At 74.2% G+C, this 25980-nt stretch carries 28 protein-coding genes; 12 read left to right on the forward strand and 16 right to left on the reverse strand.

Going from position 1 to position 25980, the window contains the following annotated elements; all coding sequences use genetic code 11:
* The first annotated feature begins 289 nt into the window (after positions 1 to 289).
* Positions 290 to 949 (forward strand): class F sortase, encoded by a 660-nt coding sequence (locus ACIPXM_RS25675; RefSeq protein ID WP_401659623.1) that lies wholly within the window; start codon positions 290 to 292, stop codon positions 947 to 949.
* A 207-nt stretch (positions 950 to 1156) separates the two neighbouring features.
* On the opposite strand, the gene ACIPXM_RS25680 is transcribed toward ACIPXM_RS25675, so the two are convergent.
* Positions 1157 to 2083 carry a polysaccharide deacetylase family protein gene (locus ACIPXM_RS25680; RefSeq protein ID WP_401659626.1) on the reverse strand — a complete coding sequence of 309 codons (927 nt, stop codon included), beginning with the start codon at positions 2081 to 2083 and terminating at the stop codon, positions 1157 to 1159.
* A 90-nt stretch (positions 2084 to 2173) separates the two neighbouring features.
* On the opposite strand from ACIPXM_RS25680, the gene ACIPXM_RS25685 reads away from it, so the two are divergent.
* Positions 2174 to 2620, forward strand: coding sequence for a universal stress protein (locus tag ACIPXM_RS25685; protein WP_401659629.1), 447 nt, complete (start codon positions 2174 to 2176; stop codon positions 2618 to 2620).
* 47 nt (positions 2621 to 2667) lie between these two features.
* Here the strand turns inward: ACIPXM_RS25685 and ACIPXM_RS25690 are convergent, their stop codons facing one another.
* Positions 2668 to 3879 carry a CapA family protein gene (locus ACIPXM_RS25690; protein ID WP_401659631.1) on the reverse strand — a complete coding sequence of 404 codons (1212 nt, stop codon included), beginning with the start codon at positions 3877 to 3879 and terminating at the stop codon, positions 2668 to 2670.
* A gap of 268 nt (positions 3880 to 4147) precedes the next feature.
* Here ACIPXM_RS25690 and ACIPXM_RS25695 point away from each other — a divergent pair, with 268 nt between their 5' ends.
* The 3 genes from ACIPXM_RS25695 (at position 4148) to ACIPXM_RS25705 (ending at position 5902) form a co-directional block, all read left to right on the forward strand.
* The gene (locus ACIPXM_RS25695; RefSeq protein ID WP_401659866.1) at positions 4148 to 4753 is read left to right on the forward strand and encodes a sigma-70 family RNA polymerase sigma factor; all 606 of its coding nucleotides are present in this window, start codon (positions 4148 to 4150) and stop codon (positions 4751 to 4753) included.
* A complete protein-coding gene (locus ACIPXM_RS25700; RefSeq protein WP_401659634.1) occupies positions 4750 to 5190 on the forward strand; it encodes a PaaI family thioesterase in 441 nt (146 codons plus the stop codon). Before ACIPXM_RS25695 ends, ACIPXM_RS25700 begins: the two co-directional genes overlap by 4 nt.
* A gap of 232 nt (positions 5191 to 5422) precedes the next feature.
* Entirely contained in the window at positions 5423 to 5902 is a 480-nt protein-coding gene (locus ACIPXM_RS25705; protein ID WP_401659637.1) for a hypothetical protein, read from the forward strand.
* Positions 5903 to 5952: 50 nt separating this feature from the next.
* Here the strand turns inward: ACIPXM_RS25705 and ACIPXM_RS25710 are convergent, their stop codons facing one another.
* The 4 genes from ACIPXM_RS25710 to ACIPXM_RS25725 form a co-directional block, all read right to left on the reverse strand.
* The gene (locus ACIPXM_RS25710) at positions 5953 to 6768 is read right to left on the reverse strand and encodes a LytR/AlgR family response regulator transcription factor (RefSeq protein WP_401659639.1); all 816 of its coding nucleotides are present in this window, start codon (positions 6766 to 6768) and stop codon (positions 5953 to 5955) included.
* Between the two features lie 65 nt (positions 6769 to 6833).
* Complete coding sequence (locus tag ACIPXM_RS25715) at positions 6834 to 7706, reverse strand: Fpg/Nei family DNA glycosylase (RefSeq protein WP_401659642.1); 873 nt, start codon at positions 7704 to 7706, stop codon at positions 6834 to 6836.
* A 61-nt stretch (positions 7707 to 7767) separates the two neighbouring features.
* Positions 7768 to 9777, reverse strand: a complete 2010-nt coding sequence (locus ACIPXM_RS25720) for a SpoIIE family protein phosphatase (protein WP_401659869.1) — start codon at positions 9775 to 9777, stop codon at positions 7768 to 7770.
* Between the two features lie 146 nt (positions 9778 to 9923).
* Complete coding sequence (locus tag ACIPXM_RS25725; RefSeq protein WP_401659644.1) at positions 9924 to 11147, reverse strand: DUF6777 domain-containing protein; 1224 nt, start codon at positions 11145 to 11147, stop codon at positions 9924 to 9926.
* Between the two features lie 243 nt (positions 11148 to 11390).
* On the opposite strand from ACIPXM_RS25725, the gene ACIPXM_RS25730 reads away from it, so the two are divergent.
* From ACIPXM_RS25730 to ACIPXM_RS25745, 4 genes are all read left to right on the forward strand, one after another.
* Complete coding sequence (locus ACIPXM_RS25730; protein ID WP_401659646.1) at positions 11391 to 12317, forward strand: YndJ family protein; 927 nt, start codon at positions 11391 to 11393, stop codon at positions 12315 to 12317.
* On the forward strand, positions 12314 to 12889 hold the full coding sequence (locus ACIPXM_RS25735) for a DUF1990 family protein (RefSeq protein WP_401659649.1): 576 nt from the start codon (positions 12314 to 12316) through the stop codon (positions 12887 to 12889). Before ACIPXM_RS25730 ends, ACIPXM_RS25735 begins: the two co-directional genes overlap by 4 nt.
* Before the next feature lie 82 nt (positions 12890 to 12971).
* Positions 12972 to 13139, forward strand: a complete 168-nt coding sequence (locus ACIPXM_RS25740; protein ID WP_401659652.1) for a hypothetical protein — start codon at positions 12972 to 12974, stop codon at positions 13137 to 13139.
* A 59-nt stretch (positions 13140 to 13198) separates the two neighbouring features.
* A complete protein-coding gene (locus tag ACIPXM_RS25745; RefSeq protein WP_401659654.1) occupies positions 13199 to 14638 on the forward strand; it encodes a lipase maturation factor family protein in 1440 nt (479 codons plus the stop codon).
* 113 nt (positions 14639 to 14751) lie between these two features.
* On the opposite strand, the gene ACIPXM_RS25750 is transcribed toward ACIPXM_RS25745, so the two are convergent.
* From ACIPXM_RS25750 to ACIPXM_RS25760, 3 genes are all read right to left on the reverse strand, one after another.
* The gene (locus tag ACIPXM_RS25750; RefSeq protein WP_401659656.1) at positions 14752 to 14928 is read right to left on the reverse strand and encodes a hypothetical protein; all 177 of its coding nucleotides are present in this window, start codon (positions 14926 to 14928) and stop codon (positions 14752 to 14754) included.
* Between the two features lie 311 nt (positions 14929 to 15239).
* Positions 15240 to 16715 carry an SDR family NAD(P)-dependent oxidoreductase gene (locus ACIPXM_RS25755; protein WP_401659659.1) on the reverse strand — a complete coding sequence of 492 codons (1476 nt, stop codon included), beginning with the start codon at positions 16713 to 16715 and terminating at the stop codon, positions 15240 to 15242.
* Between the two features lie 67 nt (positions 16716 to 16782).
* On the reverse strand, positions 16783 to 17580 hold the full coding sequence (locus ACIPXM_RS25760) for an IucA/IucC family C-terminal-domain containing protein (protein WP_401659661.1): 798 nt from the start codon (positions 17578 to 17580) through the stop codon (positions 16783 to 16785).
* Positions 17581 to 17866: 286 nt separating this feature from the next.
* Between ACIPXM_RS25760 and ACIPXM_RS25765 the strand changes: the two genes are divergently transcribed.
* Positions 17867 to 18874, forward strand: coding sequence for a DMT family transporter (locus ACIPXM_RS25765; RefSeq protein ID WP_401659664.1), 1008 nt, complete (start codon positions 17867 to 17869; stop codon positions 18872 to 18874).
* Here the strand turns inward: ACIPXM_RS25765 and ACIPXM_RS25770 are convergent.
* From ACIPXM_RS25770 to panD, 3 genes are all read right to left on the reverse strand, one after another.
* The gene (locus ACIPXM_RS25770) at positions 18755 to 20116 is read right to left on the reverse strand and encodes a transglycosylase family protein (RefSeq protein WP_401659667.1); all 1362 of its coding nucleotides are present in this window, start codon (positions 20114 to 20116) and stop codon (positions 18755 to 18757) included. The genes ACIPXM_RS25765 and ACIPXM_RS25770 overlap by 120 nt on opposite strands.
* A 435-nt stretch (positions 20117 to 20551) precedes the next feature.
* On the reverse strand, positions 20552 to 20932 hold the full coding sequence (locus ACIPXM_RS25775) for a GNAT family N-acetyltransferase (RefSeq protein ID WP_401659670.1): 381 nt from the start codon (positions 20930 to 20932) through the stop codon (positions 20552 to 20554).
* Between the two features lie 44 nt (positions 20933 to 20976).
* Positions 20977 to 21420, reverse strand: a complete 444-nt coding sequence (panD, locus tag ACIPXM_RS25780) for an aspartate 1-decarboxylase (protein ID WP_401659673.1) — start codon at positions 21418 to 21420, stop codon at positions 20977 to 20979.
* Positions 21421 to 21683: 263 nt separating this feature from the next.
* On the opposite strand from panD, the gene ACIPXM_RS25785 reads away from it, so the two are divergent.
* Positions 21684 to 22280, forward strand: coding sequence for a class I SAM-dependent methyltransferase (locus ACIPXM_RS25785; RefSeq protein ID WP_401659676.1), 597 nt, complete (start codon positions 21684 to 21686; stop codon positions 22278 to 22280).
* Here the strand turns inward: ACIPXM_RS25785 and ACIPXM_RS25790 are convergent.
* Positions 22262 to 22612, reverse strand: coding sequence for a hypothetical protein (locus tag ACIPXM_RS25790; protein WP_401659679.1), 351 nt, complete (start codon positions 22610 to 22612; stop codon positions 22262 to 22264). The genes ACIPXM_RS25785 and ACIPXM_RS25790 overlap by 19 nt on opposite strands.
* 83 nt (positions 22613 to 22695) lie before the next feature.
* On the opposite strand from ACIPXM_RS25790, the gene ACIPXM_RS25795 reads away from it, so the two are divergent.
* The gene (locus tag ACIPXM_RS25795) at positions 22696 to 23088 is read left to right on the forward strand and encodes a hypothetical protein (protein WP_401659682.1); all 393 of its coding nucleotides are present in this window, start codon (positions 22696 to 22698) and stop codon (positions 23086 to 23088) included.
* Positions 23089 to 23479: 391 nt separating this feature from the next.
* Here the strand turns inward: ACIPXM_RS25795 and ACIPXM_RS25800 are convergent, their stop codons facing one another.
* The 3 genes from ACIPXM_RS25800 to ACIPXM_RS25810 are packed head-to-tail and all read right to left on the reverse strand — an operon-like array spanning position 23480 to position 25946.
* On the reverse strand, positions 23480 to 24262 hold the full coding sequence (locus ACIPXM_RS25800; RefSeq protein WP_401659684.1) for a hypothetical protein: 783 nt from the start codon (positions 24260 to 24262) through the stop codon (positions 23480 to 23482).
* A complete protein-coding gene (locus ACIPXM_RS25805) occupies positions 24259 to 24888 on the reverse strand; it encodes an RNA polymerase sigma factor (protein ID WP_401659686.1) in 630 nt (209 codons plus the stop codon). Before ACIPXM_RS25805 ends, ACIPXM_RS25800 begins: the two co-directional genes overlap by 4 nt.
* 23 nt (positions 24889 to 24911) lie before the next feature.
* Positions 24912 to 25946, reverse strand: coding sequence for a GlxA family transcriptional regulator (locus ACIPXM_RS25810; RefSeq protein WP_401659689.1), 1035 nt, complete (start codon positions 25944 to 25946; stop codon positions 24912 to 24914).
* Positions 25947 to 25980: the final 34 nt, after the last annotated feature.

Genomic DNA, 25980 nt, shown 5'->3' on the forward strand with positions numbered 1-25980 from the left:
GATTCGACGAGTACGCCTTCCATGACGAACCATCACAAGTGGCGAGGATCGCCGCATTTCGGAACTGGGCCACCCTGGTGAGCCCGGGCACCGGCCGAACGGGGGGTGGAATCTGACGGACCCGCAGGTCACACCGGGTCAGAACGATGATCGGATGATGACTCGGATGGCTGATCACCCGTTCCCCGGCCCCCGCGACGGCCGACACCCGTTCGCTCCGCCCGGAGCGCCGGTTCGGCGCGACGCCCTTACCGTTCCCGTGACGCGGTGACGCCACCAAGGGAGAACGATGAGCCCCAAGGACTTCAGCCTGTTCGACGCCGCCAGAAGACGCCAACCCTGGGGCGCGCTGGCTCTCGTCATGCTGTCCGGCCTGGCCATGATGCGCAACGGCACCGGCTTCGACGCGGGCCCGCCGCAGCCCGCCGCCGCGGCCCGTCCGGTCGCCCGGCCGGTCGCGCCCGCCGCGACGGCCGCCGCGGTGCAGACACTGCCGTACGCGCCGGCCTCGCGCATCCGGATCCCGGCGATCCGGGTGGCCGCCCCGATCATGGACGTCGGCCTGGACCAGAACGGCTGGATCGCCGCGCCGCCGCCCCAGGACCGCAACTTGGCGGGCTGGTACCAGAACGGCATCTCGCCCGGCCAGCGCGGCACCGCGGTGGTCGTCGGCCATGTCGACAACATGACGGGGCCCGCGGTGTTCTACGGCCTCGGCTCGCTGGAGAAGGGCCAGCACATCGAGGTCGACCGGTACGACGGGCGGGTGGCGCTGTTCGAGATCTATGGGGTCGAGGTCTACGACAAGAACGACTTCCCCGGCGTGCAGGTCTACGCGGACACCGGGGAACCGGAGTTGCGGGTCATCACCTGCGGCGGCGGCTACTCGCGGTCGCGCGGCTACGACGGCAATGTGGTGGTGTACGCGCGGATGGTGGGCTCGCGCTAGCGGCGGACGTCCGCCCGTACGGGCGAGTGAGCCGAAGGGCGCCGTGGGTGTCGAAAGGGAGAGCGCGCGGAGGTCCCGAGGTACGAGGGACCGAGCACGGTCGACCGTCGACACACGCTGAGGCGCCCGGAGGCGAACCGAGCCACAGGAAGAAGGCCCCGACACCGAAAGGGTGTCGGGGCCATCGCGTGCGGGCCGTGGGTACGGTCAGCGGCGCGGGACGGTGATGCTGTAGCCCTGGTCGAGGAGTTGGGGCAGATAGCGGTTCAGCGCGGCGACGGTGTGCGAACGGTTGCCGCCCGCGTCGTGGTTGAGCACCACGACCCCGGGGCCCGCCCCGTCGAGCACCCGGCGGACGATGCTGTTCGTGGGCGGCTCCTGCCAGTCGAGGGTGTCCACGGTCCAGGCGAGCGGCTCCATGCCGAGTTCGGCGCCGATCTCGAACGACAGCCGGTTCCACGCCCCGTAGGGCGCGCGGTACCACAACGGCGGTGCGCCCAGGGCCTGTTCGACGACGTCGCTGGTGGCGCCGAGCTCCTGGCGGATCCGGGACGGGCGCAGTTTGGGGATCAGCGGATGGGACCAGGAGTGGTTGCCGACGATGTGGCCGTCCGCCGCCATCTCCTTGAGCAGGTCCTGGTTGTCGACCGCCATCTCGCCGCAGACGAAGAACATGGCGCGGACGCCGTGGCGGCGCAGGGTGGCGAGGATGTCCGGGGTGTAGCGGGGGTCGGGTCCGTCGTCGAAGGTGAGCACCATCGAACGGCCGACGCCGGTGAGATGGAGGAAGGGCCGGGTCCTGACCGGCGGGACCGCACGCCGGAAGGCGGGCGGCGCGTAGCCGGTCATCGGCTGGAGCCGGTACGCGGCCGGGCGCAGCCGCGCGGCTTGCGCCTGGGCCCGCGCCTGGGCCTGGGCCTGGGCCTGGCTCTGCGCCTGGGGTCCTGCGGCGGGGGCGCTCGGCCGTACGGGCGGGGCGCCGGGACCAGGACCGGGGCCCGCGGCGGCTTCCGGGGCGGCCCCGGGGGCGCTCATCCGGTCGGTGGCGAAGACCCCGACGGCGGCGGTGGCGCCAAGGGCGGCGGCGATCCGCAGCAGCGACCGGCGCCCCGTGGTCTGCTCATCCTTTTTCATGACCAATGGTGCGAACGGTGGACCCCGGCCGCCCCGCAGCGACACCGGCCCGTGAACCGAAAACACCTGATGAGCCGATAGCCTCGGGGCGTGAGTGGATTCGAACGAGGTACGGACGGTCCGAAGGTGATCGTCGCCGGGGTCGACGGTTCGTCGTCCTCGCTGCGCGCGGCGTCGTACGCGGCGGGGCTCGCCCGGCGGCAGAACGCGCTCCTGGCACTCGTGTACGTGCAGCCGGTGCTCGCGGCGGGCCAGTCGATGGGGGCGCCGATCGCCGGTGCCACCGAGGAGATCGCGGACGGCCTGGTGGCCGAGATCCGGGAGTCCGCGGAGCGGGTCAAGGACATCTTCCAGGTCCGCTGGGAGTTCCACACCTTCCGCGGTGACGCCTACGCGGGGCTCGTCACCGCCGCCGACGAGCTGAAGGCGGACGCGGTGGTGGTCGGCGCGTCGGAGTCGGCCGGGCACCGGATCATCGGCTCGGTGGCGGTGCGCCTGGTGAAGGCGGGCCGCTGGCCGGTCACGGTCGTCCCGTAGCACCCGGCCGCCCCGGCCCGCCGTGACCCGGCCCGTACGGCCGCCCGCTACTCCCCCATCACCAGGCCGTCCTTCGCCGCGCCCCGGTCCAGGACCACCCGCCGGATCGCGTCGCGCGGTTCCGTGTACCGCTCCTCGCCCTTCTTGATCGCGGCGTTGAGGTTGACCACCCGGCCCCGGCCGGTGTCGAAGAACTGCGGCACGAACTCGGCCTTGGTGACCTGCCACCGGGCGCCCTGGGTGGCGGGCGGCGAGAAGGTGAAGCGGGCGATGGAGCCCTGGTTGCCGCGCCCGTCGTGCTCGCCCGCGTAGTTGATCATGTCTCCGGCGATCTGGTCGCCCATGCCGTAGACGATCCAGGTCCCGTTGACCTTCTCGTAGGGCTGCGGGACATGGGCATGGGTGCCGATGATGACGTCGATGTCGGGGCGGCCGCCGGTCCGCGACGCGGTCAGCGCCCGGCCCAGGGTCAGCTGGCGGTCGTCGGGCTCGGGCTGCCACTCGGTGCCCCAGTGGATCGAGACCACGACGACGTCCGCCCCGGCCTTCCGGGCGGCCCGGGCGTCGGCGACGATCTTGTCCTGGTCGATCAGGTTGACCGCCCAGGGCTGGCCGTCGGGCAGCGGATACCCGTTGGTGTCGTAGGTGTAGGCGAGCTGGGCCACGGTGGCGTGCCCGGCCTTGAGCAGGGTGGGCCGGGCGGCCTCGGCGGCGGTACGGGCCGAGCCCGCGTGCTTGACGCCCGCCTTGTCGAGGGCGTCGAGGGTGCGCCGCAGGCCGCCCGCGCCGTCGTCCAGGGTGTGGTTGGAGGCGGTGGAGCAGGAGTCATAGCCGGTCTCCTTGAGCGCGACGGCGACTTCCGGCGGCGACTTGAAGGCGGGGTATCCGGTGTAGGGGCCGCCCTCCTCGCCGTACACCGTCTCCATGTGGCAGATCGCCAGGTCGGCCTGCGAGACGACGGACTTGACGCCCGCGAACATCGGCCGGAAGTCGTAGCCGGAGCCGCCCGCGTCGGCGGCGGCCTGCCGGATGATCGAGTCGTGCGGCAGCACGTCGCCGGAGGCCACCAGGGTGAACGGGGTCGGGGCGGAGGCTCCCCCGGGCGCGGCGGGCCGCTGGGCGGCGGGGCTCCCGCCGGAGCGGGCGGGGGTGGCCGCGGGCCGGTCCTGCGCGGCGCGGTCGGCACCGGCGCAGCCGGCGGTCACGGTGAGCAGGAGGACGGCGAGCGCGGCCGTGCCGGTACGGGTGCGAGGGGTCATCTGCCGGGACTCCGCTGGTTCGTAGGATGAACATCTGTTCCTGTGAATTGACAGCGAAGAAAAGCCCCAGTCAAGGGCCAATGCCGCATTCGACGCGAAACCCGCTGAATCGGACGCAGTTCCTCCGCCCACCCGCTCGCCGCACCACTCGGCGCACCGCTCGGCGCTCCGCTCGACCGTTCGTCGCACGGCGCGGTCGGCGCCCTGTCGCCCGTCTCCGGGATGCGTTCACATACGGCGCATGACGACCGCACCGACGGCGCCGCCGATGCCCTCGGCGGCCCGAGCCACCGCCCCCGCCGCCGCCCGGGCCACCGCTCCCACCGCCGACGAGCGGGCCATGCGGACGCTCCAGCGCGAGCACGGCCCGGCCCTGTTCTCCTTCCTGCTCGGGTTCACCCAGGGCGACCGGCAACGCGCCGAGGACCTGGTGCAGGAGACCCTGGTGCGGGCCTGGCTGCACCCCGAGGTCTTCGACTCCGCCTACGAGTCGATGCGCCCGTGGCTGTTCACGGTGGCCCGCCGCCTCGCCATCGACGCCCGCAGGTCCCGGCTCTCCCGGCCCAACGAGATCGGCGACGACCTGCTCGCCACCACCCCCGACCCGGCCGACGTGACCGAGTCCGCCGTCGCCGCGCTCGACGTCCGGGAGGCGGTACGGGGCCTGCGCCCCGAGCACCGGGCGGTCCTCGTACGGATCTACTTCCACGGGCTCACCGTCAACGAGGCCGCCGCCGAGCTCGGCATCCCGGCCGGGACCGTCAAGTCCCGTTCCCACTACGCGCTGCGCCAGCTCGGCCACCGGCTCCCCGGCTACCGGCCGTCGGGCCGTCGCGGCCCCGTTGCCCGGGTCACCACCGGCGCCCCACAATGACGCCCGTGACACCGACTCCCGAGGCGCCGCTGACCCTCGCCGCCGCCGAGAAGATCCTCGCCGACAACTTCGCGCCCTGGGTGCTCGACCTGGGCCTGTCCGTGGCCTCCGTCGAGGGACAGCGGGCCGTGCTGCGGCTGCCCTGGTCCGACCGGCTGGCCCGGGAGGGCGGCGGGCTCTGCGGGCAGGCCCTGATGGCCGCCGCCGACACCGCCACGGTGCTCGCGGTGGCCGCCGCCCGGGGCGGGTTCGTGCCGATGACCACCGTCCAGCAGTCCATCAGCTTCCAGCGCCCGGTGACCGGTTCGGACGTCCTGGTCCTGGCCCGGCTGACCAAGGCGGGCAAGCGGATGGCCTTCGCGGACATCACCATGACCGCCGAGGGCTCCGACGAGCCCGCCGCGCACGCCACGGCGGTGTACGCGCTGCTCGGCTGAACCGAGCGGTCCGCGACGGCACCGCCCCGGCCGCCGGAACCTCGGCGTTCGCCCTCATCCCGCCACGTTCCCCGATTCACCCCTGTCACACGGCTCCCACCAGCACCGATGCGCCGGGGGAACGTGTCCGAATCCACCCGGGCCAGTTGAGCGAACTGCCCCCGCGCGCGCCCTTCTCGGAGGAGGCTCGTCACGGGGCCTCGCCAGACACGTCCGGGAGAAGGTGGAAACGGTGCTGCCCGAAAGCACGAACGGCGCCGCTGGAGGCGGCGGACTCGCCGTCCCGATGGACTGGCTGTGCGCCGAGTACGTGGCCGACGACGTGCTGCGCGCCAGCGGCCTGGTGACGCCCGGCACGCTGGAGTTCCGGGCCGGGGTGCAGACCCTCGCCCTGACCGTGCTGCTCGGCGGCGCGGGCCCGGACGGCTGGCTGCGCCGTACCGCGCACGACCACCCCTGGTCCTCCTGGGTGGACGAACGCCTGGCGGCGGCCGCCACCGGACTGCCCGGGCCCGGGCTCGCGCCCGGCCTCGCCGAGCCCGATCTGGCGCTCGCCCGGGACACCTGGCGACGGCTGCGCGACACCGAGCTGCGGGCCGCCGACCTGGCCGGGCTCGCGGGGCTCGGCGCGGTGGACGAGGACCGTCAGGTCTGGCTCCCCGCCTGGCAGTTGGGCGTGGCCCTGAGCCACCTGGCACTGCATCTGTGCTGACGTACGTCAGCCGTGCGGCCCGGGTCCGTCAGCCGTTCGGCCCGGGCCCCTCAGCCGCGGGCCCGGCGCATCAGCAGGTCGCGCAGCTCGCGGGCGTGCCGCCGGGAGACCGCCAGCACCGTGTCGCCGACCCGGACACTCGTCGCCCCGGCGTCGAGCCGCAGTTCGTCGATGCGGCCGAGCGCGACCAGATGGCTGCGGTGGATCCGGACGAAGCCGTGCGCGGCCCAGCGCTCCTCAAGGACCGAGAGCGGCACCCGCACCAGATGGCTGCCCTGGTCGGTGTGCAGCCGGGCGTAGTCGCCCTGCGCCTCCACGTACGCGATGTCGGCCACGGCCACGAAGCGGGTGACACCGCCGAGTTCGACCGGGATCTGCTCGGGCGCCGCGCCACCGGCCGGCTCCCCCGCCACCGGACCGCCCGTGGGCTCGGCACCGGGCCCGGTCCCGAGGCCGGTCCCCGCTGCCGGAGCGGCGTGCACCAGGTCGTGCACCCGGCGTACGGCCTCGGCGAGGCGCTCGCGCCGTACCGGCTTGAGCACGTAGTCCACCGCCTCCAGGTCGAACGCCTGGACGGCGAAGCCCTCGTGGGCGGTGACGAAGACGATCAGCGGCGGCCGGGCGAAGCCGCCGAGCAGCCGGGCCAGGTCGAGACCGCCGAGGCCCGGCATGTGGATGTCGAGGAAGACGACGTCGATGCCCTCGTCGGCGCCGGGGTCCGCGCCGACCGCCCGGCCGATCCTGCGCAGCGCCTCGGTGGCGTCGCCCGCGCCCTCGGCGCAGCGCACCCGGGGGTCGGCCCGCAGGAGGTAGAGGAGTTCCCCGAGGGCCGGCGCCTCGTCGTCGACGGCCAGTACGCGCAGCATGCGCGGGAGTCTATTTCAGCGCCGGGCGGCGCCCGTCCGGGGCGTCGCGCACGCGGCTCACGGGGCTACTTCAGGAGCTTGGAGAGGCGGCGGTCGGCGAGCGGCCTGCCGCCGGTCTGGCAGGTGGGGCAGTACTGGAGCGAGCTGTCGCTGAAGGACACGCTGCGGATGGTGTCGCCGCACACCGGACATGCCTCACCGGCCCGTCCGTGCACCCGCAGACCGCTCTTCTTCTCGGCCTTCAGGCGCCCGGCGGCCAGCCCGTGGGAGCGTGCGACGGCCTCGGCGAGCGTGTCGCGCAGCGCGCGGTACAGGGTGGCGGTCTCGTCGGCGGTGAGGTTCTGGGTGGGCTTGAACGGCGACATCCTCGCCGCGTGCAGGATCTCGTCGCTGTAGGCGTTGCCGATGCCCGCGACGAGGCTCTGGTCGCGCAGCGCGCCCTTGAGCTGGCGGCGTTCGGGGGCGAGCAGGGCGGTGAAGGCGGCCAGGTCGAAGTCGTCGGCGAGCGGGTCGGGGCCGAGCCGGGCGACGCCGGGCACGTCGGCGGCGGCGCGCACCACGTACACGGCGAGGCGTTTGGTGGTGCCCGCCTCGGTGAGGTCGAAGCCGTCGCCGCCGGTGAGCGCGACCCGGAGGGCCAGCGGGCCCTTGCCGGGCTTGGGCGGCCCGGACGGCAGCACGTCCTGCCAGCGCAGCCAGCCGGCCCGGGCGAGATGGGTGACCAGGCGCAGGGCGCCCGCCGGGCCCTCGGTGCCGAGGTCGAGGAACTTGCCGTGCCGGGCGACCTCGGTGACCCGGGCCCCGTCGAGCGCGGTGACGGGTGGGTCGTACGTCTTGAGCACGCTGATCGCGACGGGCAGCACGCGGGCGATCTCCTTGCCCACGAGCCGCGCGTCCAGGAACTCGCGCAGTGCTTCGACCTCGGGCAGCTCCGGCATGTCCCCACCCTGCCGTACGGGCGGGGCGCCCGCGCGCCGGACGCCCCGGGGCGCCGCCCCGCTACTCCCCCGGCTCCGGCGGCAGGCCCGGCTCCGGCGGTTCGGTGGCGAACTCGCACCACACGCATTTGCCGCCGCCGCGCGGTTCGACGCCCCACAGGTCGGAGATCCGGTCGACGAGCAGCAGGCCGCGCCCCGAGACGCCGGACTCCCCGGCCTCGCGGCGGCGCGGCAGGGCGCTGGAACGATCCTCCACCTCGACCCGGAGGCGCCGTTCGGGCCCGGCGAGCATCCGCAGGGTCACGATGGCGCCGCCGTCGGTGTGCATCAGGGCGTTGGTCATGAGTTCGTCGGCGACCAGCTCGATCTCGTCGGAGCGGCTGCCCGCGCCCCAGGCGCGGACGGCGGCCCTGATCATGTGGCGGGCGGAGCTCAGCGCCTCCGGGTCGTTCTGTCCGACGTGCTGCTGGAGGCGTCCGCCGGTCTGCGGCAGGGCTCCCTCGCGGCGCAGCAGCAGGATGGCCACGTCGTCCTCGCCACCGCGCTCGTCGACCACCTCGCACAGGTGGTCGGCGAGTTCCTGGAGGTCGCCGGGGCCGCGCTTGACCAGTGACGACAGCCACTGAAGGCCCTCGTCGAGGTCGGCGCCGGGCTTCTCGACCAGACCGTCGGTGTAGAGCAGCAGGGTCTGGCCGGGGTCCAGCTCGACGGTGCTGACCGGGTAGTCGAGCCGCCCGAACTCGGCGGACAGGCCGAGCGGCAGGCCGCCGTCGACGGGCAGCCGGTGGGCGCTGCCGTCGCGGTCCTGGACCATCGGGTCGACGTGTCCGGCCCGGACGATCTGGACGAGTCCGGTGCCGGGGTCGGCCTCGGCGTAGGTGCAGGTGGCGAAGCGTTCGGTGTCGAGCTCGTGGAGGAAGACGGAGGCCCTGGCCATCACGGTGGCCGGGGTGTGGCCCTCGGCGGCATAGGCGCGCAGCACGATCCGCAGCTGGCCCATGACGGCGGCGGCGTGGGTGTCGTGGCCCTGGACGTCGCCGATGACGGCGCCGACCCGGCCGCCGGGCAGCGGGATGATGTCGTACCAGTCGCCGCCGATGTCCCGGCCGAGCCGGGCGGAGCGGTAGCGGACCGCTATCTGGGCGCCCGGCACCTCGGGGATCCGGCGCGGCAGCATGGCCTGCTGGAGGCCCTCGGCGAGGTCGTGCTCCTGCTCGTAGAGCATGGCGCGCTGAAGGCTCTGGGCGATGGAGCTGCCGAGGGCGACGAGCAGGTTGCGCTCGTCGGCGCTGAAGCCGGTGCGGTCGCTGTAGAGCAGGCCGAGGGCGCCGATCGGGCGGGCCTGGGCGATCAGCGGCAGATAGGCGGCGGAGGTGATGCCGAGGCCGCTGATGTGCGGCCAGAGGATCGGGTAGGAGGCAGCGAAGTCCTCGGGCGAGTCGATGAAGCGGGGGCGCAGGGTGCGGACGACCTCGCTCATCGGGTACGGCTCGTCCACCCGGGTGAACCGGGTGCCCGGCACGAACGCGCCGTCGGGTCCCTCGGCGACCAGATGGATGCGGCCGGCCTCCAGGAGGCCCATGACGAGGCTGGCGGCGCCGAAGTGGTCCATGCCCTGGGAGTCGTTGAGCAGGTCGATGATGTCCTGCACGGTGCGGGCGTGCGCGAGGGCGGCCGTCATGCCCTCGACGATGCTGGTGCGCTGGCGTCTGCCCTCGTCAAGGCCGAGCCGGGCGGCGGACTCGGTGAGCTCCTCGGAGGCGTCCCTGACGATGCCGACGATACGGACCGGGCGCCCGGTGGCGTCCCGCTTGACCAGGCCCTGGGTGTGGGTCCAGCGCTGGACGCCGGAGCGGGTGCGGATACGGAAGTAGGCGCCGTAGCGCTCGCTGCCGTCCTTGAGGGCCTGGGTGACCAGGGTGTCGAGGCGGCGGCTCTCGTCGGTGAGGACGCGGCTGCCGAGGGTGCTGGGGTCGTCGTCGTACTCGCCGGGCTCCATGTCGAAGACGTTCAGCGCACCCTCGTCCATGGTCATCCGGCCGGTGAGCAGGTCCCAGTCGAAGCTGCCCATCCCGAATTCCTGGCCGAACTCATGCAGGAAGCAGCACCCCTCGGCCGTCTCCCCGCCCCCTCTGCCCGCAGTCATGGGGCCAAACTAGGCGCCCGTACGCCCGCTCGCACGGCGAAGATCGGCACAGCTTGGCAACAACGCGCGGGTCAGCCCTCGAAGGTCTCCGGCTGCTGGGGCACCGGGTCGCCCGGCAGCACCTCGTCGAAGGACGGCGGCGGCTCGGGCGGCGGCGGCTCGCCAGGACCGTCGGGGACGGCCGGGGCGTCGGGCGGGTCGGGCACCGCGGGCACGTCGGGGTGCGGCGCGGTGGTCCCGTGGTCCGGTACGGGCGGGGCGGCGGGCTCCTCGGAGCGCTGCGGCTCGCGGGGCGCGGCCGGGGTGTGGTGCGGGACCGGCGGGTGGCCGCCGGTGGCGGGCGGCCGCGGGGCCGGATCGCCGTCGGGCACCGGATCGGGCGGGTTCGCGACCAGGTCGCAGGAGGCCGGGTCGCACGGCGGGAGCACATCGGGCCTGCGGTCCTGCTCGCCGTCGGAGCCGGTCCTGCGCTCCAGCCAGGTGTTGTCGGCGGCGCTGGCGATGACCAGGCTGCCGACCACGCCGGTGGTGGGGGTGATGACGACGACCCGATCGGGGCGGTAGCCCGCCCAGGGCTCGCCGGTGGCGGCGGCGCCCTCGGCGGTGGCGGCCGGGGAGCGCAGCGGGTTGCCGCAGGCGCAGCGGACGCGGGGGGTGCCGTACTCGTCGACGAGGACGGCGGTGCCGGCCTGGAGGACCGTCTGGAAGGCGGTGGCCCGGCCGTCGGCGAAGCCGTGTCCGGTGACCCGGGTGTCGGCGCGGAGCAGGACCGGGGTGAGGCCGCGCAGCCAGCCGCCGAGGTTGTTCTCGGGGATCCCGGCGGACTCGGCGAAGGCCCGGGCCTTGGCGGGTTCGGCGGCGAGGTAGGCGGCCTGCTGGTCGACGTTGCAGCTGGCGACGGAGCGGGTGCCGCCGTAGAGGCCGGGGGTGGCGCCGGTGAGGGTGCGTCCGGCCGGGACCGGGTCGGTCACGCCGGTCACCGGCGGCGCCTCCTGGCTGACCGGGACGCCCTCCTGGGCGGTGGACGCGGTGAAGGGGGCCGGGCCCTGGGACCCGGCGGGCTGGAGCAGCACCTCGCGGGCGGGTGCGGCGGCGGGGTTCTGCTCGGCGCCGGGTTCGCCCGGGTCGCCGCCGGAGCAGCCCGCGAGGAGCAGGGTGGCGGCGGCGAGCGCGGCGAAGGTGCCGAGGAGGGGGCGGGGGGCGGGTCCTGGCCGGTCCTGGGGCCGGTGGCGGCGCGTGGCGCGACGCGGGGCGCCGGGCCCGGGTGAGGTCCGTCGTCTGGATGCGTCGCGCACTGAAGCTCCCACCGGTCGCCGCGAGGTCGTTCTCTCGGAGGTGTCGTTCTCTCCTGTCTGCCGCAGTGGGCGCCCGGCCGCAATCGGGGCGCGTCCATCCGGCGCCCGGCGCGCCCCGAAAGCCCACTTGAACACGTTCAGGGAAGCCTCTAGGCTCAGCCACGACAGCCTTGAACGCGTTCAAAGGAGCGCGTCGGCGGGTGTCGGCGGGTTTCCGCTTCGTCCCGGGGGGGGTGCCGGTCCATGTCCGTCCTGGTCGGCCTGATCGTGCTGCTCGGCATGCTGGTGATCGTGCCGCTGGGCCTGCGGCTGCTCGACGGGCCGCGCCCCGCGAGCCTGCGGCTGCTCGGCCGGGCCTGGCCGCTGCTCGCCCTGCCCGGCGCGGTCTCGCTCTGGCTGCCCCGCGGCCCGCTCGCGGTCGCCCTGGCCGGCTGCTACGCCCTGGCCACCCTGGCGCTCGCGCTGCACGCGCCGGTCCGGCTCGCCCGCACCCGCTCGCTCGCCCCGGCCGAGATCGCCGCGCTCACCGCGCTCGCCACCCCGGCCGTCGCGGGGCTCGCCCTGGTCGCCGAGCGCGGCGGGCACACGCTGTTCGGCTTCGAGCCCGGCATCCTCGCGCTGACCGTCCCGCACTTCCACTTCGCGGGCTTCACCGCGGCCCTCGTCGCCGGTCTGGTCTGCCGGGCGGCGGACGGCCGGGCCACCCGGTTCGCCGCGCTCAGCGTGCCGCTCGGCACCCTGCTCGTCCTGCTCGGCTACTTCGTCGACGACTGGGCCGAACTGGCCGGGGCGGTGGTGCTGACCACCGGGATGTGGGCGGTCGCCCTGGTCACCTGGCGGGAACTGCGGCCCGGGGCGCCGGACCGGACCACCCGGGCTCTGCTCGGCACCTCCGCCGCGATCCTGGTCGCCACCATGCTGCTCGCGCTCAGCTGGGCGCTCGGCGAGGCCACCGGGCTCCCGCACCCCAGCCTGACCTGGATGGCCGCCACCCACGGCCTCGGCAACGCGCTCGGCTTCGCACTCTGCGCGCTGCTCGCCTGGACCCGCACCGGGAGCATCACCGCCCTCACCCGTACGACGCGCCCCACCTGTACTGCTGACCCCGCCCGTACCGCTCGTACCGCTCGTACCGCTCGTACCGCTCACCGAACGGAGCTCCCGGCATGACCCGTCTCATCCGCAGCCTCTCGGACGTCCCCGCTCCGGCCACCGCCACGGGCGACCTCAACTACCGCGAGGTCGGCGCCAGCCGGGTGCGGCCGCTGCCCGGCGGCTATCACCATCTGCACCACAGCGTCCGGGTCGGTGAAGGGCCCGCCGCCTACGCGACCGCCGGGGACGCCGTGACCACCTGGGCCATGCACCGGGCGAGCGGCGCCACGGTGACCAGCCGCGCCCGGCGGGCCGCGCCCGGCGTCACCCTGGAGGTCTCGATGGGCCTCGGGCCCGTGCACTTCGTCGCGCCCTGCCGGGTGATCTGGACCGCGTACACGGAGAGCGAGACCGGCTTCGCGTACGGCACGCTCGACGGCCACCCCGAGTGCGGCGAGGAGTCCTTCGTGGTGGATCTGCGCCCGGACGGCTCGGTGTGGTTCACCGTCACCGCCTTCAGCCGCGCCGCCGCCTGGTACACCCGGCTCGGCGGCCCCGTGGTGCGTGCCCTCCAGCTCGGGTACGCCCGCAGGCTCGGCCGCACCCTGGCGCGGCTGGTCCGGACGGCCGAAGCCGGACGGGGATAGGGCACGCCCTAAGCCGGGCCGGTCGGGCCGCCCGGCGTTAGGCTCCTTCTGTACCTCCGTAAGCCATCCCCAGGAGGCGGGAATGAGCCAGTACGACGAGTACACCAGCCCCTCGCAGGCCGAGGGCGAGCGCCTCGAAGAGGACATGGACGCGGCCCAGAAGTCGCATCTCCATCCCATGACCACTCGCACCACACCGTCCCAGGCGGAGGGGGAGCGGTCGGCGGACGACGGCGACGAGAAGAGCTGACGGCCGCCGTCCCGCCCCCGCGCCCACCTCTGCCCTGACGGCGTACGGCGCCGGACGCGATGGAGTGGTTCACCGCACCCGACCAGTGGCTGAGCCGGATCGTGTTCCAACGGGGGCTCGCCGGTCTGTACACCGTCGCGTTCCTTTCGGCCGCGCTGCAGTTCCGCGCGCTGATCGGGGCGCGCGGGATGCTGCCGGTCCCGGACCATCTGCGGCGGGTCCCGGCCCGGCGGGCGCCCAGCCTGTTCCGGCTGCACTACTCCGACCGCTTCTTCGCGGGCGTCGCCTGGGGCGGCGCCGGACTCGCCCTCGCCCTCGCGGCGGGCGCGGGCGACGCGGTGCCGCTGCCGGTGTCGATGCTGCTCTGGCTGGTGCTCTGGGGTCTGTACCTGTCGATCGTGAACGTCGGGCAGACCTGGTACGCCTTCGGCTGGGAGTCGCTGCTCCTGGAGACCGGCTTCCTCGCGGTGCTGCTCGGCAACGACGACACCGGGCCGCCGGTCCTGGTGCTGTTCCTGCTGCGGTGGCTGCTGTTCCGGGTGGAGTTCGGCGCGGGTCTGATCAAGATCCGGGGCGACCGCTGCTGGCGTGACCTCACCTGTCTCTACCACCACCACGAGACCCAGCCGATGCCGGGACCGCTCAGCTGGTTCTTCCACCACCTCCCCCGGCCGCTGCACAAGGTCGAGTGCGCGGCCAACCACGTCGTCCAGCTCGGCGTCCCGGTGCTCCTGTTCACCCCCCAGCCGGTGGCGACCTTCGCGGCCTGCCTGATGATCGCCACCCAGCTGTGGCTGGTCCTCTCCGGCAACTTCGCCTGGCTGAACTGGCTGACCATCGTCCTCGCGCTGTCCGCCGTGGACACCACCCTGCTCACCGGCACGGGCTCCGTCCCGGCCGCCGCCCACCGCGAGGCACCGCTCTGGTACGTCGTCGTGGTGTGCGCCGCCACCGCCCTGATCCTCTTCCTGAGCCGCCGCCCGGCCCGCAACCTGCTCTCCCGCCACCAGGCCATGAACCGCTCGTACGACCCGCTGCACCTGGTCAACGCGTACGGCGCGTTCGGCTCGGTCGGCCGGATCCGCGAGGAGATCGTGATCGAGGGCACCGACGAGGTGACGGCGCCGCACCCGGGCACGGTGTGGCGGGAGTACGGCTTCAAGGGGAAACCGGGCGATCCCCGGCGCCTGCCCCGGCAGTTCGCGCCGTACCATCTGCGGCTCGACTGGCTGATGTGGTTCGCGGCGCTGTCCCCCGGCTACGCCCGCGACTGGTTCGGGCCGTTCGTCGAGCGGCTGCTCGCCGGGGACCGGGACACCCTGCGGCTGCTGCGGCACAACCCGTTCGCGGCCGCGCCGCCCACGTACATCCGCTGCCGGCTCTACCGCTACCGGTACACGACCTGGGCGGAGCTGCGGGCGACCGGGGCGTGGTGGCACCGCACGCCGGTACGGGAGTATCTGCCGCCGGTACGGCTGCGCGACCTGCGCGACCCGTGAGGCGGCACGCCCGTGCCCCCGGCCGCTCGGGGGCGGCACGGGGGCACGGGGCGATGACGGTGAAGCTCAGCCGGGGAGCGGTCGGCGGGCGGCCGGCCGTCGGCGGCGGACGGTCAGTCGATGCCCTGCAGGATGTGCGGCTCGGCGAGGTCGTCCTCGTAACCGGCCAGCCGGATCGGTGCGGAGCGGGCCCACACTTCCAGGCTGCCCAGCTCGCCGGACCGGCCGGTCCGGGCGGTCCGGACGGTGGGTTCGACGGGGCTCTGCTCCTGCTTGGTCTCTGGTGTCACCGCGCACTCCTTTGTGTCGCGTGCCAATGGGGGTCAAGGGCCGTTCGGTCGCGGTGGCGCCGTTCTGCGGGCGGGATGCGCGGCCGTGTCGGGCCAGTCCCCAGGCCGGTTTCAGGGGGTTCGGTGAAACCCCGATGACCGACCGTGGACATCAGATTAACCAGATGAGCGCGCCAGCGCTCTATGGCGCACAAAAGTGTGACGCGATCGGGTGACTCTGGCCCGTTTCCCCTGCTCGGGAACGGTGGACCGGAACCCCGGCCGTCGCCGGGGCCCCGTCGTCACCAGAGAGCGCGGGACCGGAGTCCGGGTCACCACTTGCCGGGCGCGTAGTCCTTCATGAAGACGCCGTACAGGTCCTCGCCGACCTCGCCGCGCACGATCGGGTCGTAGACCCGGGCCGCGCCGTCGACCAGGTCCAGCGGGGCGTGGAAGCCCTCCTCGGCGAGCCGCAGCTTGTCATAGTGCGGGCGCTCGTCGGTGATCCAGCCGGTGTCGACGGAGGTCATCAGGATGCCGTCGCTCTGGAACATCTCCTGCGCGCTGGTCCGCGTCACCATGTTGATCGCGGCCTTGGCGGCGTTGGTGTTCGGGTGCCCGGCGCCCTTGTAGCCGCGGTTGAACACGCCTTCCATCGCGGAGACGTTCACCACGTACGCCCGGCCGCTCTTCGCCTCGGCCGCGGCCCGTGCCATCACCGGGCGCAGGGCGCTGATGAGGATGAACGGCGCGGTGTAGTTGCAGAGCTGGGTCTCCAGGAGCTCGATCGGCGAGATCTGGTCGATGGTCTGCACCCAGGTGTTGGTGTCGACGACGTCCGGGACCAGGCCGCCCGCGTCGATCGCGGTGCCGTCCAGGTGCCGCTCGATGCTGGCGTTGCCCGCGACGAGCGCGAGGTCGGCGACCGCCTGCGCGTCCAGGCCGCTGGTGCCCAGCGGGAGCGCGGCGATGCCGTCGACGGCGCCGGAGTTGAAGGCGCCGATCACCTGGTGGGCGGGCAGCTCACCGGCGGGCAGCGGCGCGGACTCGCCGTCGACCAGGGCCGCGTAGGCGGCGGGCAGCCGGCGCACGGTCTGGGTGGCGTTGTTGATCAGGATGTCGAGCGGTCCCGCGGCGGCGACCTGCTCGGCCAGGGCCACGGCCTGCGCCGGGTCGCGCAGGTCGATGCCGACGACCTCCAGGCGGTGCATCCAGTCCGCGGAGTCCTCCATCGCCTTGAAGCGGCGGATGGCGTCCTTGGGGAAGCGGGTCGTGATGGTGGTGTGCGCGCCGTCGCGGAGCAGCCGCAGCGCGATGTACATGCCGATCTTGGCGCGGCCGCCGGTGAGCAGCGCGCGCTTGCCGGTGAGGTCGGCGCGGACGTCGCGCTTGGCCCGGTTCAGGGCCGCGCAGTCCGCGCAGAGCTGGTGGTAGAAGTAGTCGACCTCGACGTAGCGGCTCTTGCAGGTGTAGCAGGAGCGGGGGCGCTGGAGTATGCCCGCGATCCGGCCCGCCTCGGTGATCGAGGACGGCAGGATGCCCTCGGTCTCGTCGTCGATGCGCTGCGCGGAGCCGGTCGCGGTGGCCTCGGTGACCGCCTTGTCGTGGGCGGTCTTGGACGCCCTGCGCTCCTGGCGGCGGCGCTGCTTCACGGTCCGGTAGATCCCGGCGGTGGCGCGGCGGACGGCGATGGCGTCGGGGTGGTCGACCTCGATCTTGTCGAGCTCGTCGAGCACCGCGAGGCAGACGGCCAGGCGCTCGGGGTCGATGCCCGGCCCGTGGTCCTGGGATTCTTCGGTCACCGTCATGGCCTTCGTGCTTCCTCGATCGTTCGCGCCGCCACCGGATTCACGGACGGGTTTCGAAGACGCAACTTTACGGAGCCGAGGGCCGCCGCTCCAAACGCGATCCCGGGGCGTGGTCGAACACACAGTCGCCGCACAGGCCGCCGGTCGGTGTCCGGTAGTAGAGGCAGCAGCTGGTGCGGCGCAGCGCGGGGCCGCGCACGGTACGGGCCAGGAGCGGGTCCTCGAAGAGTCCCTGGACCAGGGCGGCGGCCCGTTCGGCGACCTCGGGCCGCCGCTCGGCCCTGGCCCAGCGGGTCAGCTCGCGCAGCGCCCCGGCGAGCGCGGAGCCCGCGTTGCCCCACAGCAGCCGCGGGCTGATCGCGGTGGAGCGGGCGAAGGCGGCGTGCAGGGGCACGAGGTGGGCCTCCTGGACGGCGGCCCGGAGCTCGGCGACGGTGGCGGGGCGGGTGCCCCGCTCCTGGCCGGGCACGCACTCCTGATCGGGCACGTTCTCCTGATCGGCCGCGCCGTCGCCGGGGCCCGCCCACCAGAGGTCGTCGGGCGAGGTGAGGGCGCCGTCCCAGTGCAGGGTGGCGGGCGACAGGTCGGGGAAGCGGCCGTACAGGGCGGCTGGCCCGAGCGCGGTGGACCAGAGGCGGGCGGCGAGGCCGAGCTGGGCGATGGAGGCGCCGACCCGGCGTTCGCGGGCGCCGAGCCGGGCGGTGACCCGGTCGACCCGGGCCCGGAGCGCGGCGGCGCCGTCCGCGTCCGGGTCCCCGGCCGCGTACACCCGCGCGAGCGGGAGGTGGGCGGTGGTGCCGGGGGCGGGCGGGGTGGTGCGCAGGGCGAAGAAGCCGCCGATCCGTGCGCTCTCGGCCAGGTCCACCAACGGTCCTCCCCTAGATGCCGTACGCCAGAGTATGGACGACAGGGTACGGGCCAATGTGGCCCGGCCCGGTGGCGTACTGGCTCGGAATCGTGCCGTCCAGGAGCGTGCGAAGGCCCGGCACGCGCCGCCCGCGAGCGCCGTTAACGGCGCATTCCACCCTGTCTGACCTGCGACGGCGTACATCCGGGGGTGTACGCGGGCCGCGCGTACTGCGTTCGCCGTACGGCCGATCGCGTCCCCAGGGACGACGACGGGAACGCCCCCGAAGAGCGATCGTGGAGAGATGAGCCCCCTCCTGCTGTCCGTTCTCCTCTCCCTGGTCTCCGCCGTCGCGTACGCGGCCGCGGCGATCGTGCAGGAGCGGGTCGCGGCGTCGGCCGAGGGCCCGCGGTACGCGCCGGTGCGCCGACCGGCGTGGTGGGGCGCGGTGCTCCTGAACGGCCTCGGCGCGGCGCTGCACGTGGCGGCCCTCGCGTACGGCCCGCTCAGCCTGGTGCAGCCGCTCGGCGCCCTCACCATCGTGTTCGCGCTGCCGATGGCGGCGCTGTTCGTGGGCCGCCGGGTGGGGCGGACGGCGTGGCGCGGCGCGGTGATGGCGACGGTCGGCCTGGCCGGGCTGCTGAGCCTGACCGGCGGCTCGGACGGCCATCCACTGGCCGACGCCGACCGGCGGCTGCTCGCCCTCGTGACCTTCGGCGCGGTGGCGGTGCTGTTCCTGCTGGCCCGGGTGGTGGGCCGCTCGGTGCTGCGCAGCGTGATCCTGGCGACGGCGGCCGGGGTGGCGTTCGGCATCGCCTCGGTCTTCACCAAGGCGGTCGCCGAGGAGTGGACGGCGGGCGCGCCGCTCGCCGAGTGGACCAGCCTGCTGACGCTGTCCGCGCTCGCGGTCACCGGCCTGCTGCTGTCCCAGGCGTCCTACCGGGGCGCGGGTCTCGCCGCGCCGCTCGCCACGGTCACCGTGGTCAACCCGGTGGTCGCGGCGGCGGTCGGCCTGACCCTGTTCGGCGAGTCGTTCCGGTACGGGGCGGCGGGCACCGTCGCGGCGCTGATCTGCGGCGCGGTGGCGGCGGGCGGCCTGGTGCAGCTGACCCTGGACCGGCTGGGCCGTGCCGACGCGGGCGAGCACCCCCAGGGGTCGGCCCGGGGGTCGGGGTCGGGGTCGGCCCGGGAGTCAGATGGAGACGCCGCGGGCCCTGAGGTAGGCGAGGGGGTCGATGTCGGTCCCGTACCCGGGTCCCGTCCGCATCTCGAAGTGGAGATGCGGTCCCGAACTGTTGCCGGTCGACCCTGAGCGGGCGATCCGCTGGCCGCTGACGACCCGCTGGCCCTCGCGCACGCTGAGCGCCGAGAGGTGGCCGTACTGGCTGTAGCGGCCGTCCTCGTGCCGGATGACGATCTGGTAGCCGTACGCACCGCCCCAGCCCGCCGAGACCACCTTGCCCTCGGCGACGGCCCGTACCGAGGTGCCGGTGGGGACCGGGAAGTCGACGCCCGTGTGATAGCCGCTGGACCAGGAGGAACCGGCCTTGCGGTAGCGGGTGCCGATGTCGGTGTCGGCGACGGGGGCGGTGAACCGGTCGCGCTCGGGGGCGGGCGCGGGCTTCGGCCTGCTGACCGGCTTGGCGGCGGGCTTGCTCGCGGGCCTCGTCACGGGCTTTGCCGCGGGCCTGGTCACCGGGTGGGCGACGGGCTTGGTCACCGGCTTGGCGACCGGCGGCTTGGCCGGGACGGGCTTCGTCGCGGGCGGCTTCACGGGGGTCTGGACCGGCGGCTTGGCCGTGGACTTCACCGGCGGCTTGGCCGAGGGCTTCGCGGTGGGCGGCTTCGCGGTGGGGGGCTTCGCCGGGGCGGGCGCGGGCGCGGTCATCCGCAGGGTGAGGCGCTGGCCGGGCAGGATCAGGTCGGGGTCGTCGCCGACGACGGTGCGGTTGGCGGCGTAGAGCCGGGGCCAGCCGCCCCGCACCTGCTCGTCGCGGGCGATCTTCGACAGCGAGTCGCCGGGTGCGACGGTGTACATCTCGCGGACGGTCGGCACCGAGGTGGCCGTGGCGCCGGAGGCGGGGGTGCGCTGCGCGGGTAACGCGGCCTTCTTGGCGCGCGGGGTGTCGCTCAGCGGGCGCGAGCGCTCGGTCTGCGGGGCGAGGTCCGGGGCCGCGCCGCCGCGCTCGAGGCCGGCGCGCGGGCCGCAGGCGGGCCAGGCGCCGGGGCCCTGGCCCTTGAGGACGCGCTCGGCGACGGCGATCTGCTGGTCCTTGGAGGCGAGGTCGGCGCGCGGGGCGTAGTGGGTGCCGCCGTACTCCTCCCAGGTGGACTGGGAGAACTGCAGGCCGCCGAAGTAGCCGTTGCCGGTGTTGATCTGCCAGTTGGCGGAGGACTCGCAGGACGCGAGTTTGTCCCACACGTCGAGCGCGGCGGCGTGCGCGGGGCCCGCGCCGATCAGCGGCAGGGCCATGCCCGCACCACCGGCGGTGACGAGCGAGGCGCGGTTGATCCGGCCCGGCTGGTGGCGGCGGTGCTTCCCACGTACGGCCATGGGGTCCCCCTCGAACGCATCGGCAGTCGCCCACGGTAGGGGCTGGCAACGGTGCGTGACAAGGGCTTCGGCGAGTCCGGTCGCAGCCGGGCCGGTCAGGCCCCTGATCCGCCCAAGGGGCCGGGCTGCGGCTGGGGTTCGGGATCCGGTACGGGTACGGGGTTGGGCGGCGGGACCGGCGGCGGCGAGGGCGGCGGTACGGGGGACGGCGGCCCGGGCGGCACCGGTCCTGGCGACGGCAGCGGGTCGGGGATCGGGGGTTGGGTCATGGTGTGCCTCCCGGGGTGTGGTGGCGGACGCGGGGCCCGGCGGGCGGGGCGCCCGGCGGGGGCGGGACGGCCGGGGCCGGCCCGGCTCCAGCGTCCCCCCGTCCGGGTACCCCCGCGCGCGGGACCCATGCGTTCGGGTGGCGCCCGCACGCATGGGTCCCGGCGCTCACCAGAGTTCCGGGCTGGCCTTCAGCTGGCTCTTGGCGGCCCGTACGACGTCCTCGGGCGCGGCCGGGGCCTCGTCGGGGTGCCGTTCGGCCCACTTCACGGCGTACGGGCAGAGCGGCACGACGGGGACGCCCTCGGCGGCGGCCGTCCGGTAGAACTCCCGGACCAGCGCCCCGGCGACGCCCTTGCCCTCGTGGGTGGCCTCGACGACGGTGTGGACGGCGACCAGGGCCTTGGGCAGGCCCTCGGCGTCGAGCACGAAGTAGCCGACGAACCCGGCGTAGTCGCCGTCGTCGAAGGCTTCGAGCCGCCCCTGCGCCCGGTCGTCCCGGATCGTCAGGCGCCGGTCCGCCCCCGCGGTCCCTGCTGCGTCAGCCATGTGTGGGCCTCCCTGTGCGTCCGGACGGTCGGGCGTCCGGGCTCTCAGGCCCGCGCGGACGGCGCGGACCCCTGCGCTACGGCGTACGGCGGGCGCACCGCGCCACCGCCCGGTGTGGGCTCGGCGGGATCGCCCCCGAGCTCCACGATGCGGTTCTCGGCGTCGACGTGCACGACACGGGGCACGAGCGCCCGCGCCTCGGCGTCGCTGACCTGGGCATAACTGATGAGGATCACGAGGTCCCCGGGGTGCACCAGATGGGCGGCGGCGCCGTTGATCCCGATCACGCCGGAGCCGCGCTCGCCCTCTATGACGTACGTCTCCAGACGGGCGCCGTTGTCGATGTCGACGATGTGGACGAGCTCGCCGGGGAGGAGGTCGGCGGCGTCCATGAGGTCGGCGTCGACGGTGACGGAGCCGACGTAGTGCAGGTCGGCGTGGGTGACGGTGGCGCGGTGGATCTTGGATTTGAACATGGTGCGGAACATGGAATCGCTCCTGAGTGAGGCTCCCTGCCTGCGTTTTTGCAGGTCAAGTGCGGTCGCCCAGCTTACAGGGCGGTGCTTGTCCGGGGCTGGTCCGGCGGGACTTCCGACCTGATCCGACCGCACGGGCCCCGTGCGGCGCTGCGGGAGCCCGCGGGGCGGGCGGGAGGCGACGTCCGGGGGAACAAGTGGGGGTTCGCCTGCGGGCGTCGCGTCCGTTCCGGCACCGTGGGGGCGTCCCCCTCACCGCGCCGAGGAGTCGCATCGTGACCACGACGTCCACCACCGCCGCCGCCACGTACTGGGAGCCGCTCTGGTCGCGGGGCCGCCGCTATCGGCGGCTCGGCGACGCCGAGGCGCGGCTGATGGAGGACCGGCTCGGCCCCGGGCGCGGCCGGGCGGCGCTCGACATCGGGTGTGGTGACGGTGCGCTGGCCCGGCAGCTGGCCGGGCGCGGGTACCGGACGACCGGTGTGGACTGCTCCCCGAGCGCGCTCGCGCTCGCCGCCGCGCAGGGCCCGGGGGCGGGGACGGGGACGGGTGGCGAACCGGTGTGGCGGTGCCTGGACTTCGTGGCCGACGACCTCGGGGCGCTGCCGGAGCCCGCTTACGCCGTGGTGACCTGCCGTCTGGTCGTCCGGTGGATCGACGACCTGCCGGCCTTCCTCGACCGCGTGCGCGGCCTCCTCGCTCCCGGCGGCACGTTCTGGGTGGTCACCGAGATCGCCGGCCGCCGCGAGGCCGACGACCCCGTGCGGGACCACGGCATCACCCCGGCCCGGGCCGAACTGCTCACCGCGGGCTGGTCCACCGTCCGCACGGCAGACCTCGACGTCCTGCGCTGCTACGCCCTGCGCCCCTGATCCACGCGCCGCTGCGCCTCTTCGAGCCCGGCCTGCCACCGCCTGGCGCCTTCCACCGGCCGCTGGTGGCCGCACTCGACGACGTTGCCCGCCCGGTCGACGACTTCCGCGAAGCACTCACCGTTCTCGATCCAGACGGCGACGTTCTCGATCCCCGCCGCCCGGTCGTCGTCGTCCACCCAGAAGGAGGTGGAGAAGGCCAACTCGTCGCCGTTGTAGTCGGATCGGACGCGGAACGTCTCGTCCGGCCTCAGCCATCGATCCTCGCCCAGGGGCTCGAGCCACATGACGAGCCAGCCCTTGGAACCGTTGTGGACATCCATGACAGCCATGTCCGCAACCCTAGAGGGTTGTCCGGTCGCTCTTGCCGAGTCCCGCGAACCCGGGGGCGGCGGGGGAGCCCGGACGGGTTGGCGTGGTCGAGGACGAGGTAGAGCGCGCGGGGGCGCAGGTCGTCGGCGCGGGCCTTGGCGATGCGCTCGGCGAGGTCGGTGAGGTCGATGCCGTCGGGGCCCTCCGCGACCGGCACGACCGGCACGACCGGCAGGTCGAGGAGCCGGGCGGCGCCGGTCAGGCCGATGCAGGCGGGGCTGACGGAGAGCAGCACGTCCCGGCCGTCGCGGCGCAGCGCGCGAAGGGTGAGGAACAGGGCCTCCGGGTCGACGTGGATGCGTTTGTCCAGGCTGAGTTGACGGGTGATCAGCTCATGACTGAAGCCCTTGGTGCGGCCGTACTGGAGCAGGGGGCGGCGGACCTGTTCCTCGGTGCGGCCGAGGTCGTCGCGCAGATGGCGGTGCTGCTGTGGTGAACCACCGCCGTGGGGCGGTCCCTCGTCTGGTCGTCCGGGTGGACGGCGGCGGCCTGGGTGGCCGACGCCGTCCTCGGAGCGACCTTCGTGGCCGTGGAGTTCCGGGCCGCGGACCCGGTGGTACCGCCACGGCTGCTGCGCGACCGGACCCTGACACCGGCCGTGGTCGCCTCGTTCGCGCTCGGGCCCGCGATGTTCGCCGCGCCCGCCCTGCTCACCCGGTACTTCCAGGACGCACGCGGTCACGCACCGGCCGTCGCCGGGCTGGCGACCCTGCCAATGATGCTCGGACTGCTCGCCGCCACCACGGTCGACGGCCGGCTGGTGTCCGCGCACGGACACTGGAAAGCGCCCGGCGGCCTGAGCGGCCCGGCGGACCGGGCCGCCCGGGTCACTTCTTGGCGGCCGGCGCGGGCGGCGTCGGCGGGTGCGGCGGCTCGGGCAGCCCGGCGGGCAGGCAGGGCGGGATCGGGCCCTTGGGGACGACCGGCTTGATCACGTCGAACGAACCGGGCTTGCCGCGCTCGGCGTTGGGGAATCCGATGATGATGCTCCGGCCCCGGGGGATCTTGTCGGGCTTGATGAAGAGGACGGTCTTGCCGTTCTCCTTCGCCAGCCGCGTGGCCATCGTCGCCGGGTCCTCCGTCGGGACGGAGCCCTTCGGAAGCGCGGGGGGAGCGGGCGGGTTCGGCAGGTTCTTGGCCCCCGGCGGGACGGTGGGCGTGCCGAGCGGCGGCTTGCCGCTCTTCGGGCCGGGGAAGTTCTCCCAGGGGACGGTGCACTTCGGGTCGCCCGTGTACACCTGGACGTGGACACCAGCCTTCGCCATGTCCTGTTCCAGGGCATTGATGTCGAGCTTGGCGTCCGGCTGGGCGATGGTGAGCTTGACCCCGCCGTCCTTGACCTGCTCCACGGTGTAGGCGGCGGCCGTCCCGGCGGGCAGCAGGGTGAGCGCGACGGCTCCGGCCGCGGCGGCGATTCCGGCCGGTACGGCGATGCGCACGCCACGGCGCCTGCGCCGCCTCACCGTCTCGTCCTGGTGCGACTGGGAAAGCAGACTGGTCATCAGATGGTCCTCACGCTGGGTCCGTCGGCCGGCCGGGAAGTCGCGCGCTTCCGGCACCGGCAGCATCCGACGCAGCGTCCGCAGGTCGTCGTCCTCGTTCCGGTTCATCGCGCTCCCCTCTCGTTCGGCTTGACCGCTTCGGTGCGGTCATCAGCTGTCTGCCGTTCCACGGCGACGGGTTCCAGGTTCGGGACAAGATTTTTTCGGGCCAGTTTCTCCAGCCGCCGACGGGCCCGGGACAGCCGCGACCGTACGGTGCCGACAGGCACCCCGAGCGCCTCTGCGGCCCCCGCGTAGTCGAGCCCGGCCCACACGCACAGCGCCAGGACCTCGCGGTCGCCCCGGGAGAGCCGGTCCATGACCTGCTTCACCGCGGCGATCAGCTCCTGGTCCTCCAGGCGTCCGACCAGTTCGTCGGCGAAGTCGGGCAGCAGCTCGGGAGCGGGCATCCGCTCCATCAGGGCCTGGTGCCGCCGGGTCACCCGCCACCGGCGGTGCATCACATGGTGGGCGATGCCGAGCAGCCAGGGCAGCAGGCTGCCGCCCTCGGGGTCGACCTTGTGGCGCAGCCGCCACGCTTCGAGGAAGACGAGCGACGTGCAGTCCTCGGCGGTCGCCCAGTCACCGGCGAGCCGGAAGCAGTGGTTGTACACGGCCTTGCCGTGTTCTCTGAACAGCACGTTGAACGCGCCTTCGTCGCCGCCGCGCACGCGGGCTCTGAAACCTGGATCCATGTCCACCTCTGCCACTTCGGGACTCAGGGGTTCCCTGTGAGGCCGGTCACGGTCACACGGAAGGTGGCGCGGTAGTCGGCGGGCGAGGTGCCGACGTGCCGGTGGAAGGCGGCGCGGAACGCGGCGGGGCTGCCCAGGCCGGACAGCCGGGCGATCCGTTCGACGGGGGTGGTCGTGGTCTCCAGGAGTTCCCGCGCCCAGTCGATCCGGGCGGCGGTGAGCCAGGCCATCGGGGAGGTGCCGGTCTCCTCCTTGAAGCGGCGGATGAACGTCCGCCGTGACATGTGGGCGCGCGCCGCCAGCTCGTCGACACCATGGCGTACGGCGAGTTCGCCGAGCAACGCGGCCCGCAGCGGGGCGAGTTCGTCACCGCGCTCCGGGGGCCGGAAGCGGTCGATGAACTGGGCCTGCCCGCCGGGGCGTTGCGGCGGGGCGACCAGGTCGCGGGCCCGGGCGTTGGCGACGGCGGCGCCGTGGTCGCACCGGATGATGTGCAGACAGAGGTCGACGCCCGCGGTCACCCCGGCCGAGGTGAGGATGGAGCCGTCGTCGACGAACAGCTGGTTGGGCCGGACGTCGACGCGCGGGTGACGGGCCTTCAGCCGGGCCGCGTACTCCCAGTGGGTGGTCGCGGGGCGGCCGTCGAGGAGTCCGGCGGCGGCAAGCGCGAACGCCCCGGTGCAGATGGACACGAGGCGCGCCCCGCGCGCGTGTGCCGCGCGGAGCGCCGCGAGGACCGGTGCGGGCAGGGGTGCCTCGGGGTGCTCGTACCCCGGTACGACGACGGTGTCGGCCACCCGCAACGCCTCGGGCCCGGCGGGCGCGCCGACGGTGAACCCGCCGCTGACCACCGGCCCGGCCGAAGGGTCGGCGCAGACGGTCACCTCGTACCGCGTGCCGCTCCCGAACGCCTGGACCGGGATGCCGAGATCGAGCGGGAGGACACCCGGGAGCGCGAGGACGGCGACGCGGTGGGGAGTGGGGACGGCCGCCGATTCGCTGTCGCTCGGGGGCCTGGGCGCGGGCGCGGTCGGGCGGCGGGGCGCGGGGGTCGGCATGGCACGATGCTAGCGATGACCGGCCCGCGTGCCA

The organism is Streptomyces sp. NPDC090025, from assembly GCF_044748125.1.
Classification (GTDB): Bacteria; Actinomycetota; Actinomycetes; order Streptomycetales; family Streptomycetaceae; genus Streptomyces.

What these genes read in the sequence shown, in the direction of transcription:
- ACIPXM_RS25730 (WP_401659646.1), top strand. Translation starts at nt 11,391, where the DNA reads ATGTCCGTCCTGGTCGGCCTGATCGTGCTGCTCGGCATGCTGGTGATC.
- ACIPXM_RS25695 (WP_401659866.1), top strand. Translation starts at nt 4,148, where the DNA reads ATGCCCTCGGCGGCCCGAGCCACCGCCCCCGCCGCCGCCCGGGCCACC.
- ACIPXM_RS25755 (WP_401659659.1), bottom strand. Translation starts at nt 16,715, where the DNA reads ATGACGGTGACCGAAGAATCCCAGGACCACGGGCCGGGCATCGACCCC.
- ACIPXM_RS25740 (WP_401659652.1), top strand. Translation starts at nt 12,972, where the DNA reads ATGAGCCAGTACGACGAGTACACCAGCCCCTCGCAGGCCGAGGGCGAG.
- ACIPXM_RS25765 (WP_401659664.1), top strand. Translation starts at nt 17,867, where the DNA reads ATGAGCCCCCTCCTGCTGTCCGTTCTCCTCTCCCTGGTCTCCGCCGTC.
- ACIPXM_RS25745 (WP_401659654.1), top strand. Translation starts at nt 13,199, where the DNA reads ATGGAGTGGTTCACCGCACCCGACCAGTGGCTGAGCCGGATCGTGTTC.
- panD (WP_401659673.1), bottom strand. Translation starts at nt 21,420, where the DNA reads ATGTTCCGCACCATGTTCAAATCCAAGATCCACCGCGCCACCGTCACC.
- ACIPXM_RS25690 (WP_401659631.1), bottom strand. Translation starts at nt 3,879, where the DNA reads ATGACCCCTCGCACCCGTACCGGCACGGCCGCGCTCGCCGTCCTCCTG.
- ACIPXM_RS25770 (WP_401659667.1), bottom strand. Translation starts at nt 20,116, where the DNA reads ATGGCCGTACGTGGGAAGCACCGCCGCCACCAGCCGGGCCGGATCAAC.
- ACIPXM_RS25720 (WP_401659869.1), bottom strand. Translation starts at nt 9,777, where the DNA reads ATGGGCAGCTTCGACTGGGACCTGCTCACCGGCCGGATGACCATGGAC.
- ACIPXM_RS25680 (WP_401659626.1), bottom strand. Translation starts at nt 2,083, where the DNA reads ATGAAAAAGGATGAGCAGACCACGGGGCGCCGGTCGCTGCTGCGGATC.
- ACIPXM_RS25700 (WP_401659634.1), top strand. Translation starts at nt 4,750, where the DNA reads ATGACGCCCGTGACACCGACTCCCGAGGCGCCGCTGACCCTCGCCGCC.
- ACIPXM_RS25715 (WP_401659642.1), bottom strand. Translation starts at nt 7,706, where the DNA reads ATGCCGGAGCTGCCCGAGGTCGAAGCACTGCGCGAGTTCCTGGACGCG.
- ACIPXM_RS25735 (WP_401659649.1), top strand. Translation starts at nt 12,314, where the DNA reads ATGACCCGTCTCATCCGCAGCCTCTCGGACGTCCCCGCTCCGGCCACC.
- ACIPXM_RS25790 (WP_401659679.1), bottom strand. Translation starts at nt 22,612, where the DNA reads ATGGCTGTCATGGATGTCCACAACGGTTCCAAGGGCTGGCTCGTCATG.
- ACIPXM_RS25675 (WP_401659623.1), top strand. Translation starts at nt 290, where the DNA reads ATGAGCCCCAAGGACTTCAGCCTGTTCGACGCCGCCAGAAGACGCCAA.
- ACIPXM_RS25800 (WP_401659684.1), bottom strand. Translation starts at nt 24,262, where the DNA reads ATGAACCGGAACGAGGACGACGACCTGCGGACGCTGCGTCGGATGCTG.
- ACIPXM_RS25775 (WP_401659670.1), bottom strand. Translation starts at nt 20,932, where the DNA reads ATGGCTGACGCAGCAGGGACCGCGGGGGCGGACCGGCGCCTGACGATC.
- ACIPXM_RS25805 (WP_401659686.1), bottom strand. Translation starts at nt 24,888, where the DNA reads ATGGATCCAGGTTTCAGAGCCCGCGTGCGCGGCGGCGACGAAGGCGCG.
- ACIPXM_RS25710 (WP_401659639.1), bottom strand. Translation starts at nt 6,768, where the DNA reads ATGCTGCGCGTACTGGCCGTCGACGACGAGGCGCCGGCCCTCGGGGAA.
- ACIPXM_RS25810 (WP_401659689.1), bottom strand. Translation starts at nt 25,946, where the DNA reads ATGCCGACCCCCGCGCCCCGCCGCCCGACCGCGCCCGCGCCCAGGCCC.